Annotated in this window: 11 protein-coding genes; 9 read left to right on the top strand and 2 right to left on the bottom strand. The window is 70.4% G+C overall.

Annotated features, from left to right (window positions below; translation table 11 throughout):
• Positions 1-144 precede the first annotated feature (144 nt).
• The 4 genes from OO63_RS12260 to OO63_RS12275 are packed head-to-tail and all read left to right on the top strand — an operon-like array spanning position 145 to position 5,297.
• Positions 145-1,587, top strand: coding sequence for a pyridoxal phosphate-dependent decarboxylase family protein (locus OO63_RS12260; protein WP_030359994.1), 1,443 nt, complete (start codon positions 145-147; stop codon positions 1,585-1,587).
• Positions 1,571-2,854 (top strand): lysine N(6)-hydroxylase/L-ornithine N(5)-oxygenase family protein, encoded by a 1,284-nt coding sequence (locus tag OO63_RS12265; RefSeq protein ID WP_078619089.1) that lies wholly within the window; start codon positions 1,571-1,573, stop codon positions 2,852-2,854. Before OO63_RS12260 ends, OO63_RS12265 begins: the two co-directional genes overlap by 17 nt.
• A gap of 41 nt (positions 2,855-2,895) precedes the next feature.
• On the top strand, positions 2,896-3,498 hold the full coding sequence (locus OO63_RS12270; protein WP_030359996.1) for a GNAT family N-acetyltransferase: 603 nt from the start codon (positions 2,896-2,898) through the stop codon (positions 3,496-3,498).
• Positions 3,495-5,297, top strand: coding sequence for an IucA/IucC family protein (locus tag OO63_RS12275; protein WP_051810786.1), 1,803 nt, complete (start codon positions 3,495-3,497; stop codon positions 5,295-5,297). Before OO63_RS12270 ends, OO63_RS12275 begins: the two co-directional genes overlap by 4 nt.
• Positions 5,298-5,374: 77 nt before the next feature.
• On the opposite strand, the gene OO63_RS12280 is transcribed toward OO63_RS12275, so the two are convergent.
• Positions 5,375-6,994: a beta-N-acetylhexosaminidase gene (locus OO63_RS12280; RefSeq protein WP_030359998.1), complete on the bottom strand. Its 1,620-nt coding sequence runs from the start codon at positions 6,992-6,994 to the stop codon at positions 5,375-5,377.
• Between the two features lie 125 nt (positions 6,995-7,119).
• Here OO63_RS12280 and OO63_RS12285 point away from each other — a divergent pair, with 125 nt between their 5' ends.
• The 3 genes from OO63_RS12285 to glmS all read left to right on the top strand — a co-directional run bounded on the left by OO63_RS12285 (position 7,120) and on the right by glmS (position 10,241).
• A complete protein-coding gene (locus OO63_RS12285; RefSeq protein ID WP_030359999.1) occupies positions 7,120-8,010 on the top strand; it encodes a DUF4429 domain-containing protein in 891 nt (296 codons plus the stop codon).
• 109 nt (positions 8,011-8,119) lie between these two features.
• Positions 8,120-8,377 carry a hypothetical protein gene (locus OO63_RS12290; RefSeq protein ID WP_030360000.1) on the top strand — a complete coding sequence of 86 codons (258 nt, stop codon included), beginning with the start codon at positions 8,120-8,122 and terminating at the stop codon, positions 8,375-8,377.
• A gap of 46 nt (positions 8,378-8,423) precedes the next feature.
• A complete protein-coding gene (gene glmS, locus OO63_RS12295) occupies positions 8,424-10,241 on the top strand; it encodes a glutamine--fructose-6-phosphate transaminase (isomerizing) (protein ID WP_030360001.1) in 1,818 nt (605 codons plus the stop codon).
• 330 nt (positions 10,242-10,571) lie between these two features.
• Here the strand turns inward: glmS and OO63_RS12300 are convergent, their stop codons facing one another.
• A complete protein-coding gene (locus tag OO63_RS12300; RefSeq protein WP_030360002.1) occupies positions 10,572-11,096 on the bottom strand; it encodes a universal stress protein in 525 nt (174 codons plus the stop codon).
• Between the two features lie 541 nt (positions 11,097-11,637).
• On the opposite strand from OO63_RS12300, the gene OO63_RS47765 reads away from it, so the two are divergent.
• Together OO63_RS47765 and OO63_RS12310 are read left to right on the top strand one after the other, a co-directional pair.
• On the top strand, positions 11,638-12,051 hold the full coding sequence (locus OO63_RS47765) for a hypothetical protein (protein WP_380834613.1): 414 nt from the start codon (positions 11,638-11,640) through the stop codon (positions 12,049-12,051).
• Positions 12,052-12,447: 396 nt separating this feature from the next.
• Positions 12,448-13,764 carry a helix-turn-helix domain-containing protein gene (locus tag OO63_RS12310; protein ID WP_030360004.1) on the top strand — a complete coding sequence of 439 codons (1,317 nt, stop codon included), beginning with the start codon at positions 12,448-12,450 and terminating at the stop codon, positions 13,762-13,764.
• Positions 13,765-13,772: the final 8 nt, after the last annotated feature.

Consider the following 13,772-nt stretch of genomic DNA (forward strand, 5'->3'; position numbering starts at 1 on the left):
GACTTGTGGGACAGAAGGGGGCCCAGAACCCTGTTGCGATGAACTTAGGTTAGGCTAACCTAAGTTCCATGTCGCGCCCCCGGCCCTCCCTGCTGTGCCCTGTCCCGGGGGCGCGACCAAGTCCCCTCACCTGGAGGACAGTTCATGCGCTCGCACCTGCTCAATGACACCACCACGGAGCGGTACCGCGCCTCCGTGACCGAAGGAGTCGAGCGGGTGGCGGCCAGAATCGCCACCACCTCCCGCCCGTTCACCGGCGTCTCCCCGGACGCTCTCACCCCCCGCGTCGAGGCCGTCGACCTCGACACCCCGCTGCACGACACCGGCGCCGCCCTCGACGAGCTGGACGAGCTGTACCTGCGCGACGCCGTCTACTTCCACCACCCCCGCTACCTGGCCCACCTCAACTGCCCGGTCGTCATCCCGGCCGTGCTCGGCGAGGCCGTCCTGACCGCCGTGAACTCCTCCCTGGACACCTGGGACCAGTCCGCGGGCGGCACCCTCATCGAGCGCCGCCTGATCGACTGGACCGCCGAGCGCATCGGCCTCGGGCCCGCCGCCGACGGCGTGTTCACCTCCGGCGGCACCCAGTCCAACCTCCAGGCGCTGCTGCTCGCCCGCGAGGAGGCCAAGACCGACTCCCCCGACCGGCTGCGCATTCTCGCCTCCGAGGTCGGCCACTTCAGCGTCCAGAAGGCCGCGAAGATGCTCGGCCTCGGCCAGGACGCCGTCATCGTGATCCCCACCGACCGCGACAAGCGCATGCAGACCGTGGCGCTCGCCCGCGAGCTGGCCCGCCTCGACCGCGAGGGCCTGATCCCCATGGCCGTCGTCGCGACCGCGGGCACCACCGACTTCGGCTCCATCGACCCGCTGCCGCAGATCGCCGACCTCTGCGCGCAGTACGAGACGTGGCTGCACGTAGACGCCGCCTACGGCTGCGGTCTGCTCGCCTCGCGCACCCGCCGTGACCTGCTCGACGGCATCGAGCGCGCCGACTCCGTCACGGTCGACTACCACAAGTCGTTCTTCCAGCCGGTCAGTTCGTCCGCGCTCCTGGTCCGGGACGCGGCGACGCTGCGGCACGCCACGTACCACGCCGAGTATCTGAACCCGCGGCGCGCGGCGATGGAGCGCATCCCCAACCAGGTCGACAAGTCCCTCCAGACGACCCGCCGCTTCGACGCGCTGAAACTGTGGATGACGCTGCGCGTGATGGGCGCCGACGCCATCGGCGACCTCTTCGACGAGGTCTGCGACCTGGCGGCCGAGGGCTTCGACCTGCTCGCCGCCGACCCGCGCTTCGACGTCGTCGTCCAGCCGAGCCTCTCCACCCTCGTCTTCCGCTACATCCCGGCGGCGATCTGCGACCCGGCCGCCATCGACCGCGCCAACCTGTACGCCCGCAAGGCCCTGTTCGCCTCCGGCGCCGCCGCCGTCGCGGGCACCAAGGTCGGCGACCGCCAGTACCTGAAGTTCACCCTGCTCAACCCCGAGACCACGGCCGCCGACATCGCCGCCGTCCTCGACCTGATAGCCGGCCACGCCGAGCAGTACCTGGGAGAGAACCTTGACCGCGCCAGCTGACCTCCGCGCAGCGCAGCCGACGTACGACTTCATCGGCATCGGCCTCGGGCCCTTCAACCTCGGCCTGGCCTGTCTCACCGAGCCCCTGGACGACCTCAGCGGCCTGTTCCTGGAGTCCAAGCCGGACTTCGAGTGGCACGCGGGCATGTTCCTGGACGGCGCCCATCTGCAGACGCCGTTCATGTCGGACCTGGTGACGCTCGCCGACCCCACGTCCCCGTACTCCTTCCTGAACTTCCTGAAGGAGTCGGGCCGCCTGTACTCCTTCTACATCCGCGAGAACTTCTATCCGCTGCGCCGCGAGTACAACGACTACTGCCGCTGGGCCGCGGGGAAACTCTCCTCCGTCCGCTTCGGCACCACCGTGACCCGGGTGTCGTACGAAAACGGCGTGTACGACGTGACGACGGACTCCGGCGACACCCTGCGCGCCCGCCACCTCGTCCTCGGCACTGGCACCCCGCCGCACATCCCGGCGGCGTGCGACGGCCTCGGCGGCGACTTCCTGCACAACTCCCGCTACCTGGAGCACAAGGAGGAGCTGCAGAAGAAGAACTCGCTCACCGTCGTGGGCAGCGGTCAGAGCGCCGCCGAGATCTACCACGACCTGCTCGCCGACATGGACATCCACGGCTACCGCCTCAACTGGGTGACCCGCTCGCCGCGCTTCTTCCCGCTGGAGTACACGAAACTGACCCTGGAGATGACCTCTCCGGAGTACATCGACTACTTCCACGCGCTGCCCGAGGACACCCGCTACCGCCTGGAGCGCGAGCAGAAGAACCTGTTCAAGGGCATCGACGGGGAGCTGATCGACGCCATCTTCGACCTGCTGTACCAGAAGAACCTCGACGGGCCCGTGCCCACCAGGCTGCTCACCAACACGAGCCTGCAGAAAGCCCGGTACACGGGCGGTGTCTACACCCTAGGCCTGCGTCAGGAGGAGCAGGGCAAGGACTTCGAGATGACGACCGAGGGCCTGATCCTCGCCACCGGCTACCGGTACGCCGTCCCCGCCTTCCTGGAACCGCTGCGCGAGCACCTGCGCTTCGACGGGCGCGGCCGCTTCGACGTCGCCCGCAACTACTCCGTGGACGCAACAGGACGGGGTGTCTTCCTGCAGAACGCCGCCGTCCACACCCATTCCATGACCAGCCCCGACCTGGGCATGGGCCCGTACCGCAACGCGTACATCATCCGTGAGCTGCTCGGCCGCGAGGTCTACCCGGTCGAGAAGTCCATCGCCTTCCAGGAGTTCGCCGTATGAGCTGGATGACAGGGACAGGCAGGACGAGCGGCACGAGCGGCATGAGACGCAGGCCGAACAAGGACCGGGGCGTCGGCACCCTCGCCCTGCGCCCCCTCGACCCCTTCGAGGACGCCGAGCTGGTGCACTCCTGGGTCACCCACCCCAAGGCGGCCTTCTGGCTGCTCCAGGGCGCGAGGCTCCAGGACATCGAGCGCGAGTACATGGCCATCGCCGCCTCCCGGCACCACGACGCGTTCGTCGGCCTGCACGACGGGGAGCCCGCGTTCCTGATGGAGCGCTACGACCCCCGGTACATCGAGCTGGTCGGCCTGTACGAGCCCGAGCCCGGCGACGTCGGCATGCACTTCCTGGTCGCCCCCACCGACCGGCCCGTGCACGGCTTCACCCGCGCCGTCATCTCCACGGTGATGGAGCACCTGTTCGCCGACCCGCGCACCCACCGCGTCGTCGTCGAACCCGACGTCACCAACACGGCCGTGCACCGCCTCAACGAGGAGGTCGGCTTCGTGCCGGAGCGCGAGATCGACAAGCCGGAGAAGCGGGCGCTGCTCAGCTTCTGCACCCGCGAGAGTTACGACGCCGCCGTGGTGCGCCACGCCGTGGCGGCACGCCCCACCGCAGTCTCTGGAGCACGGACATGACCCTGACGCCCGCCCCACCCCGCACCCGCCTGTCCCCGCAGGCCGAGGCCGTGGACCATCTGGACCCCGAGCGCTGGGCCGAGGCCAACCGGCTCCTCATCCGCAAAGCACTCGCCGAGTTCGCGCACGAGCGGCTGCTCACCCCGGAGGAGCTGGGCCACGGCCGGTACGTCGTGCGCAGCGACGACGGCCTGACCCGCTACCGCTTCGCCGCCCGCGTCTTCGCCCTCGACCACTGGGGCGTCGACGCCGACTCGATCACCCGCCACCGCGACGGCGCCGAACTCCCCCTGAACGCACTGGAGTTCTTCACCGAGCTGCGCGGCGCCCTCGGCCTGAGCGAGCAGGTCCTGCCGGTGTACCTGGAGGAGATCTCCTCCACCCTCTCCGGCACCTGCTTCAAACTCGCCAAGCCCCACGTCTGTGCGGCCGACCTGGCCACCGCCGGTTTCCAGGAGATCGAGACCGGCATGACCGAGGGCCACCCCTGCTTCGTCGCCAACAACGGACGGCTCGGCTTCGGCGTGCACGAGTACCTCTCGTACGCCCCCGAGACCGCGAGCCCCGTCCGGCTGATCTGGCTGGCGGCGCGGCGCGACCGGGCCGCGTTCACCGCGGGCGAGGGCCTGGAGTACGAGTCGTTCCTGCGGGCCGAGCTGGGCCGCGAGACCCTGGACCGGTTCGACGCCGTGCTGCGCGCCCAGGACCTCGACCCGGCCGACTACCTCCTCATCCCGGCCCACCCCTGGCAGTGGTGGAACAAGCTCTCCGTGACCTTCGCCGCCGAGGTCGCCGACCGGCGCCTGGTGTGCCTGGGCGAGGGTGACGACGAGTATCTGGCCCAGCAGTCGATCCGGACGTTCTTCAACGCCTCCGCCCCGGCCAAGCACTATGTGAAGACGGCCCTGTCCGTCATCAACATGGGCTTCATGCGCGGACTCTCGGCCACGTACATGAAGGCGACCCCGGCCATCAACGACTGGCTGTACGGCCTCGTCCGCGCCGACGAGGTCCTGAGGTCCACGGGCCTCGGCATCATCCGCGAGCGCGCCGCCGTCGGCTACCGGCACCTGGAGTACGAGGCCGCCACCGACCGCTACTCGCCGTACCGCAAGATGCTCGCCGCGCTGTGGCGCGAGAGCCCGGTGCCCGGCCTCGGCGAGGGCGAGCAGCTCGCCACCATGGCGTCGCTCCTGCACACCGACCGCGCCGGGGCGTCCTTCGCGGGCGCCCTCATGGACCGCTCGGGCCTGGCCCCCGCCGAGTGGCTGCGCCGCTATCTGCGCGCCTATCTGACGCCGCTGCTGCACTGCTTCTACGCCTACGACCTGGTGTTCATGCCGCACGGCGAGAACGTGATCATGGTGTTGAAGGACGGTGTCGTCGACCGGGTCCTGTTCAAGGACATCGCCGAGGAGATCGCCGTGATGGATCCGACGGCGGTCCTTCCGCCCGAGGTCGAGCGGATCCGCGTCGACGTGCCCGAGGACCGCAAACTCCTGTCGATCCTCACCGACGTCTTCGACTGCTTCTTCCGCTTCCTGTCCGCGAGCCTCGTCACCGAGGGCCGTCTCGACGAGGACGTCTTCTGGCGCACGGTCGCCGAGTGCGTCCGCGACTACCAGCACTCGATGCCCGAACTGGCCGACAAGTTCCGGCAGTACGACATGTTCGCGCCCGAGTTCGCGCTGTCCTGCCTGAACCGGCTCCAGCTGCGCGACAACGAGCAGATGCTGGACCTCGCCGACCCCGCGGGCGCCCTCCAGCTGATCGGGACCCTGAAGAACCCGATCGCCTAGACCGGGCGGGGCTCCGCGGACGGTCCCGCGGAGCCCCGCTCAGCCGTGCCCGGGTCTGCTCCGGGTCTGCTCCGGGTCTACTTCGTGGGCCAGGGCACCTGCGGCGACTTGTAGTAGTTGATGCCGAGCGCGTCCCAGCGCGGGGCCTGCTCGGCGAGCCGGTTCCTGTACGTGTCCCAGTCGTGCGTGGCCGCGGGCGACCAGCCGAGTTCGGCGATGCCGGGCAGGCGCGGGAACGCCATGTAGTCCAGCTGCGCGGGCGTGGACAGGGTCTCCGTCCACAGCGGCGCCTCGACACCGAGGACCGAGTCCGCCGGGGCTCCTTGCAGATACGTGCCCGGGTCCCAGTCGTAGGAGCGCTGCACCTCGACGTACCCGGCCCAGGACAGGCCGAGCGGGGTGTCCTTGTGGTACTTCATGTCGAGGTAGGCACGGTCGGCCGGGGAGACGACCAGTTTGGTGCCGTTCTTGGCCGCGTTCACGACCTGGTCGCGCTCGGCCTGGCCGGTGCGGTCGTAGCCCCAGTACTGGGCGACGGCGCCCTTGACCGGGTTGGCGCCCGCCAGCTGGTGCCAGCCCATCACGCCCTTGCCGTACTTGGTGACGATCGGCTGCACCTTGTCCATGAACGTCACGAAGTCCTCGTGGCTCGTGGAGTGCGCCTCGTCGCCGCCGATGTGCACGGTCCCGCCGGGCGTGAGCGCCGCCAGCTCCCGGACGACGTCGTCCACGAACTCGTACGTCACGTCCTTCTTCACGCACAGCGAGCTGAAGCCGACGGCCGTGCCGGTGTACAGCGGCGGCGCGACGCCGTCGCAGTTCAGTTCGGCGTACGAGGCGAGCGCGGCGTTGGTGTGGCCCGGCATGTCGATCTCCGGGATCACCTGGAGACCCCGGGACGCGGCGTAGGCGACGATGTCCTTGTACTGGTCCTTGGTGTAGTGGCCGCCGGGGCCGCCGCCGACCTGCGTGGAGCCGCCGTAGGTGGCCAGGCGCGGCCAGGAGTCGATGGCGATGCGCCAGCCCTGGTCGTCGCTCAGGTGCAGGTGCAGCTTGTTCATCTTGTAGAGCGCCAGCTGGTCGATGTAGCGCTTGACGTGCTCGACGGGGAAGAAGTGCCGGGACACGTCCAGCATCGAACCGCGGTAGGCGAAGCGCGGCTTGTCCTTGATGGTGCCGCCGGCGATCCGCCACGGCCCCGGCTGCTTGGTCTTCTTCTCGACGGCGGCGGGCAGTTGCTGCCGGACGGTCTGCACGCCGTGGAGGAGTCCGGTGGGCGACCAGGACGTGATGGTGAGGGAGCCGCGCTTGGAGATCACGCGGTAGCCCTCGTCGCCGAGGACCTTGTTCTCCGTGTCGGCGCTCAGGCGCAGCCGGATGCCGTCGGCGCCGGAGCGGTCGGTGACGGGGAGGCGGTAGCCGGTGGAGGGGCGCAGGACGCTCGCGAGGTACTCGCCGACGCGGCGCTCCTCGGGGCGGTCGCCCACGCGGATGCGGGTCTTGGCGGTGATCTCGAAGGCGGGTCCGCCCGGTTCGGCCGTCATGGGCACCGGAACGATCCGGCCGAGCGGGATGGGGTCGGCGCGCGCGGTGCCGGAGTCGGCCGAGCCGGAGGTGGCCGCCGACGACGAGGTGCCGGCGGCGGCGATCAGCAGGAGCGATCCGATGACACAGGCAGTTCTGCGGTGCTGTCTCACAAGCGGGTCCCTTCGCCGGGCAACGCGGATGTGACGCAGTCGAACCGTCACCATGCGTACCGCGCACCCCAGACCGGGTCAAGGTGTAGACCACCCGCCCTGGCCTGCGGTGCGAGAATCGGCTCATGGCGGAAATCATCCAGCGCGACGGGACCTGGACCTTCGACGGAGAGACGCTGCGGCTCGTGCCGGGCCGCGACAAAGCCGTCTCGTTGCTGCGCAAGACCCTAGGCGAACTGACGCTGCCCCTGGCGGCGTTGGCGGGCATCGCCTTCGAACAGGGCAAGAAGAGCGGCCGGTTGCGGCTGCGGCTGCGCGACGGCGCGGACCCGCTGCTCCAGGCGACGGGCGGCAAGCTCGCCGACGCCTCCGATCCGTACCAGCTGACGGTGGAGTCGGACCGGTACGGCGTCGCGGAGTACGTGGTCGACGAGGTGCGCAACGCGCTGCTCCTGGAGCAGGTGCCCGCGAAGGGCTGCGAGAGCTATCTGCTGCCGGGACCCTCGGTGCCGCTGCAGGTCGCCGCGGGCGACGCCACGGTGAGCTTCGACGGGGAGAACGTCCGCCTGGAGTGGAACTGGAAGACGGAGGAGGCCAAGGCGGCCTCCGGCACCCGCTCCATCGCGCTGGCCGACGTGGCCGCCGTGGAGTGGCAGCCCGCCATCGGCCTGGAGAACGGCTATCTGCGGTTCACGGTGAAGAACTCCCCCACGAAGGCCCCGCCGAAGTACGACCCGAACTCGGTGGAGCTGTGGGGCTTCAAGAAGGACCCCCTGATGGCACTGGTCGCGGCGGCCGTGCAGGCCCGCCTGCCGCACCCGGCCGCGCCCGCGAAGGCGCTCGCCCAGGACGCACCGGCCGCCGAGGCGGCGGCCGCGCTGCCCGCCGCCCCGGCCGAGGACGGCCATGACGCGCTCCTGAGGCGCCTGCGGGAGCTGGGCGAGCTGCACCGGAGCGGGATCCTGACGGACGAGGAGTTCGCGGCGGCCAAGCAGGCGGTCCTGAAGCGGATGTGAAGGCCTTCAGGACCCGATCAGGACCCGATAAAAGTACAGACCAAGCCGGTCCTGCCCGATATCGGGCAGGATTCTTGCGAAAGCTCCCTCGGTACCCCAGGATCAACGGGTGCACGAAGAACTTGTCGATCACCTGACCCGGTCCTCCTCGCTCCAGCGCGGTGAGGCCCTGCGGGTGATCCAGGACGTGCTCGCCTACTTCGACGAGACGGCCGAACAGTTCGTCCGCCGCCGCCACCGCGAACTCCAGGGTCAGGGCCTGGTGAACGCGGAGATCTTCGAGCGGATCGCGGCGGACCTGCGGTACCGCGCGGTCGCGCCGCCCGAGCTCACGCTCCGGCAGCTGCGCCGCATGGTCTACGGCTAGCCCCGTCCGTTCCACGTACGAACCGCCCGACCCGAGGGGACCCTTTATGTGCGGAATTGTCGGATACATCGGTAAGCGCGACGTCGCCCCGCTCCTCCTGGAAGGCCTCCAGCGCCTGGAGTACCGCGGCTACGACTCCGCGGGCGTCGTGATCACCAGCCCGAAGGCCACCGGCCTGAAGATGGTCAAGGCCAAGGGCCGCGTCCGCGACCTGGAGGCCCGCGTCCCCAAGCGCTTCACCGGCACCACCGGCATCGCCCACACCCGCTGGGCCACCCACGGCGCTCCCTCCGACGAGAACGCCCACCCCCACCTGGACGGCGAGAACAAGGTCGCCGTCGTCCACAACGGCATCATCGACAACGCCTCCGAGCTGCGCGCCAAGCTGATCGCCGACGGCGTCGAGTTCCGCTCCGAGACCGACACCGAGGTCCTCACCCACCTCATCGCCCGCTCCACGGCCGAGAAGCTGGAGGACCGGGTCCGCGAGGCGCTGCGCCACATCGAGGGCACGTACGGCATCGCCGTCCTGCACGCCGACTTCAACGACCGCATCGTGGTCGCCCGCAACGGCTCGCCCGTCGTCCTCGGCATCGGCGAGAAGGAGATGTTCGTCGCCTCCGACGTCGCCGCCCTGGTCTCGCACACCCGCCAGGTCGTCACCCTCGACGACGGCGAGATGGCCACCATCAAGGCCGACGACTACCGCACGTACACCACCGAGGGCTCGCGCACCTCGGCCGAGCCGACCACCGTGGAGTGGGAGGCCGAGTCGTACGACATGGGCGGCCACGACACGTACATGCACAAGGAGATCTTCGAGCAGGCCGACGCCGTGGACCGCGTCCTGCGCGGCCGCATCGACGACCGCTTCTCCACCGTGCACCTCGGCGGCCTGAACCTGGACGCGCACGACGCCCGCAAGGTGCGCCGCGTGAAGATCCTCGGCTGCGGCACCTCGTACCACGCGGGCATGATCGGCGCCCAGATGATCGAGGAGCTGGCCCGCATCCCCGCCGACGCCGAGCCCGCGTCCGAGTTCCGCTACCGCAACGCGGTCGTCGACCCCGACACCCTGTACGTGGCCGTCTCCCAGTCCGGCGAGACCTATGACGTGCTCGCCGCCGTGCAGGAGCTCAAGCGCAAGGGCGCCCGCGTCTTCGGCGTCGTCAACGTCGTCGGCTCCGCCATCGCCCGCGAGGCCGACGCGGGCGTGTACGTGCACGCGGGCCCGGAGGTCTGCGTCGTCTCCACCAAGTGCTTCACCAACACCACCGTCGCCTTCGGGCTGCTCGCCCTGCACCTGGGCCGCATCCGCGACCTGTCGGTCTCCGACGGCAAGCGGATCATCGCGGGCCTGCGGCAACTGCCCGCGCAGATCGAGCAGATGCTGGAGCGCGAGGACGAGATCAAGAAGCTGGCGCAGGAGTTCGCCGAGGCCAAGTCGATGCTCTTCATCGGGCGCGTACGCGGCTATCCGGTGGCCCGCGAGGCCTCCCTGAAGCTCAAGGAGGTCTCCTACATCCACGCCGAGGCCTACCCCGCCTCCGAGCTGAAGCACGGCCCGCTCGCCCTCATCGAGCCCGCCCTGCCGACGGTCGCGATCGTCCCCGACGACGACCTCCTGGAGAAGAACCGCGCCGCCCTGGAGGAGATCAAGGCCCGCAGCGGCAAGATCCTCGCGGTCGCCCACCAGGAGCAGGAGAAGGCCGACCACACGATCGTCGTCCCGAAGAACGAGGACGAGCTGGACCCGATCCTCATGGGCATCCCGCTCCAGCTCCTCGCGTACCACACGGCCCTGGCCCTGGGCCGGGACATCGACAAGCCGCGCAACCTGGCGAAGTCGGTCACGGTGGAGTAGTCCTGCTGGGGCGAACGGTCCCCTGTGTGTGCCACCAAGCGCACAGGGGACCGTTCTTCGAGGGACCGGGGTCGCCCATTACCCCGGCCCGCGCCTGCTCAGTCGGCGGCCGTCACCCCCCGACCTGCAGGGCATACACCGCGCGCGCCGGCATGGGAACATCCGGACGCCGCCGCACGGGCAGTGGGCCGTGGTTCTGCCCCAACAAGCGGTATGTACCCTTCACAAGGGAGCAACCCACCTCTACGCGCGAGTAGATTTATGCGTCGCCGATGCGCGGCCACCGCCTCGCGCCCCTCATCCCACCTGGGACGAAGGGGAGTTGCGCGGCTAGGGGATCACCACGACGGGGCGTTGCGCACGGCGCGCGAGCCGACCCGCGACCGACCCGAAGATGCGCCCCACGATCCCGTGCGTCGAGCCGACGACGATGGCGTCCGCGGAGTACTCCCGGCCGACCTCTTCGAGTTCGTGGCAGATGTCGCCGCCGCGCTCGACCAGGATCCAGGGCACTTCCGACAGATATTCGGCGCAGGCCAGTTCGAGGCCGAGGACTTCGGTGCGGTGGTCGGGGACATCGACGAAGACCGGGGGTTCACAGCCCGCCCAGACGGTGGTGGGCAGCCGGTTGGCGACGTGGACGATGATCAGGCCGGAGCCGGATCGGTGCGCCATCCCGATCGCGTAGGCGAGGGCCCGCTCGCTGGATGTCGAGCCGTCGAAGCCGACGACGACACCGTGCCGGAAGGCGGGATCGCAGGAGTGGCGTGGTTCTTCCGCCGCTTGGGGGGTCGCGCTCGGATCGGCGACCTGCCGCTTGCGGTTCGCGGGTTCGGAGAATTCGTGACCGGCCATCGGTGTCTCGGCGAAGGAGTCCTCTGTGGGAGGGTCGGCTTTTTTCGGGTGCGCCGTCTGCGTGCGCGGTAGGGAACAGGGTGACAAGAGCAGGTACAGCAGGTTCGGATGCGTGCGGGTCACCGCAGGTCGGGCACCGTGACGACGCACATCACCGGACGTGTGTCCGGGAATCATCTTCCCAACCCCTTACCCCCAAGGGTACGGCCGCACTCCTCTCCTGCCCAGCTCTCGGCGGGCCCCGTCCGGGCCCCTCGGGGACCCGCCCGGTCTTGCCGCCCGGGGGCGCCGCCGCGGGCCCGCACTAGGCCCGCCAAGGCCTCACGGAGGCCGCACGGCGTTCACCGGAGCATGCATGAGCCCGGCTCGGATGGCAATGGCGGCTGCCCCGTACAGGCGGTTTGCGCCCGGTTCGCGCGCGCGGTCCCTTCAGGCCAGTGACCGGCCGGTCGGCCGCGCGTTGAACCCGTGAAACCACTCTTTCGGAGACATCCGCCGTCACCGCCACACCGTGCGAGACCACTGCCGCAGGGAGCACGCCGTGCCAGGACCGTCCACCGCCGCCCCGGCCGCCGCAGCCACCACCCGCCGCCGCGCACCCGAGGGGGCGCGCGAGCGCCGGGCCCCCTCGGTCCCCGCGCCACGCCCCGCGAGGACCCCGGCGCCCGCCCCGCAGGAATCGGCGAGCGACGTGGTGCGCTGGGCGGCCTTCTCCTGTGTCCTGGTTCCGGTGGTCCTCGTCGGGTACGGGACCTCGCTGGCCGGCGCGGGCGGAGCGGCCCTGGGGCTCGCCGCCGTGACCGGGGTGTGCCGGGTGCTTCTGCAGCAGTCCGAGCGCGGGGCGGCGCGGGCCCGTGCGCAGCGGGGCGCGGCCACGCGCGGGAGGCGCAAGGGGCAGGCTCCGGGGGCGCACCGGGGCGGCCGTCGTCCGGGGCCGGACGCGCCGGTGGACTGACTGATTCCCACGCACTCTCCCGTACGTTTTCAGCCAACTTCCCGGCCGTCGGCATTCCCTGGCGGAACGGGGGGTCAACCCACGTCTCACCAGGGGTGAAAGGAGCGGGGAAGGCCTCTGCACCCTACGTTGACCGGCCACTGGCACAAGGCGCACTTCCCTGCGCGGCCCGTGAGTGCGACGCTTCGTGATCGAATGCTTCACGCCAAGTTGCCATGTCGACAATGCGCCGGGTGCTGAACTGGTCACAGCGGCGTCACGTGACGCAGTAGATTCGATCTTGACTGTAGTACGGCGGGGGACTGGTGGAGGACCGAGGGGAAACGTGCAGGAGCGACAGGCCCAGAAAGCACGTCAAGAACAGGGAGCCGCGACGACCGAGGGGGGCTTAGCACCATGAGCCACGACTCCACTGCCGTGCAGGAAGCCGCGGCGCGGAAACTCTCCGGGCGGCGACGTCGGGAGATCGTCGCGGTGCTGCTCTTCAGCGGTGGTCCCATTTTCGAGAGTTCCATACCTCTCTCCGTGTTCGGCATTGACCGGCAGGACGCGGGAGTACCCCGATACCGGCTGCTCGTGTGCGCCGGTGAAGAGGGGCCGCTGCGCACCACCGGCGGGCTGGAACTGACCGCGCCCCACGGGCTGGAGGCGATCTCGCGGGCGGGCACCGTCGTGGTGCCGGCCTGGCGCTCGATCACATCGCCGCCCCCGCTGGAGGCACTCGACGCGCTGCGCCGCGCGCACGAGGAGGGCGCGCGCATCGTCGGTCTCTGCACCGGCGCGTTCGTCCTGGCCGCGGCCGGTTTACTGGACGGCCGACCGGCGACGACGCACTGGATGTACGCGCCGACGCTGGCCAAGCGCTACCCGTCCGTGCATGTCGACCCGCGCGAGCTGTTCGTCGACGACGGCGACGTGCTGACGTCGGCCGGCACCGCGGCCGGAATTGATCTCTGCCTGCACATCGTGCGCACCGACCACGGCAACGAGGCGGCGGGCGCGCTCGCCCGCAGGCTGGTCGTGCCGCCGCGCCGGGCCGGTGGCCAGGAACGCTATCTGGACCGGTCGCTGCCGGAGGAGATCGGCGCCGACCCGCTCGCCGAGGTCGTCGCCTGGGCACTCGAACACCTTCACGAGCAGTTCGACGTGGAGACGCTGGCTGCCCGCGCCTATATGAGCAGGCGCACCTTCGACCGGCGGTTCCGCTCGCTGACCGGGAGCGCTCCCCTGCAGTGGCTGATCACTCAGCGGGTGCTGCAGGCACAGCGGCTCCTGGAGACCTCCGACTACTCCGTGGACGAGGTCGCCGGACGCTGCGGCTTCCGCTCGCCGGTCGCACTGCGCGGCCACTTCCGGCGTCAGCTCGGCTCCTCGCCCGCGGCGTACCGCGCGGCGTACCGGGCGCGGCGGCCGCAGAACGAGCGGTCCCTGGAGTCGGCGTCGGCGCCCCCGGCACCGTCGGCCGCCTCCGCGGCCACGGCGGCGGCCGCCATGAGCGCCGGACCCTCGGTGGTCGCCGCGGACGGACCAGGACCGGGTCCGGGCGGACATTCCGGTCTGGCGCCGGGCCCCGTCCCGTCCCAGACCCGGCGCACGGCCGCCGCCAGCTCGCTCGGAGCCACGGCTTCGCTGCCGATGGATCCGGGCAAGCCGCACTCCGACGCGTACGCGCCGGGTCGCACTCCCCTGCCCGGTCAGAGGAGCGCGCCGTAGGGTTGGGC

Origin of the sequence: Streptomyces alboflavus, assembly GCF_000716675.1 — a bacterium.
Lineage (GTDB): Bacteria > Actinomycetota > Actinomycetes > Streptomycetales > Streptomycetaceae > Streptomyces > Streptomyces alboflavus.

Excerpts from the sequence above, each read along its gene's own strand:
- OO63_RS12260 (WP_030359994.1), top strand. The coding sequence starts at position 145 with ATGCGCTCGCACCTGCTCAATGACACCACCACGGAGCGGTACCGCGCC.
- OO63_RS12270 (WP_030359996.1), top strand. The coding sequence starts at position 2,896 with ATGAGACGCAGGCCGAACAAGGACCGGGGCGTCGGCACCCTCGCCCTG.
- OO63_RS12275 (WP_051810786.1), top strand. The coding sequence starts at position 3,495 with ATGACCCTGACGCCCGCCCCACCCCGCACCCGCCTGTCCCCGCAGGCC.
- OO63_RS12285 (WP_030359999.1), top strand. The coding sequence starts at position 7,120 with ATGGCGGAAATCATCCAGCGCGACGGGACCTGGACCTTCGACGGAGAG.
- glmS (WP_030360001.1), top strand. The coding sequence starts at position 8,424 with ATGTGCGGAATTGTCGGATACATCGGTAAGCGCGACGTCGCCCCGCTC.
- OO63_RS12300 (WP_030360002.1), bottom strand. The coding sequence starts at position 11,096 with ATGGCCGGTCACGAATTCTCCGAACCCGCGAACCGCAAGCGGCAGGTC.
- OO63_RS12310 (WP_030360004.1), top strand. The coding sequence starts at position 12,448 with ATGAGCCACGACTCCACTGCCGTGCAGGAAGCCGCGGCGCGGAAACTC.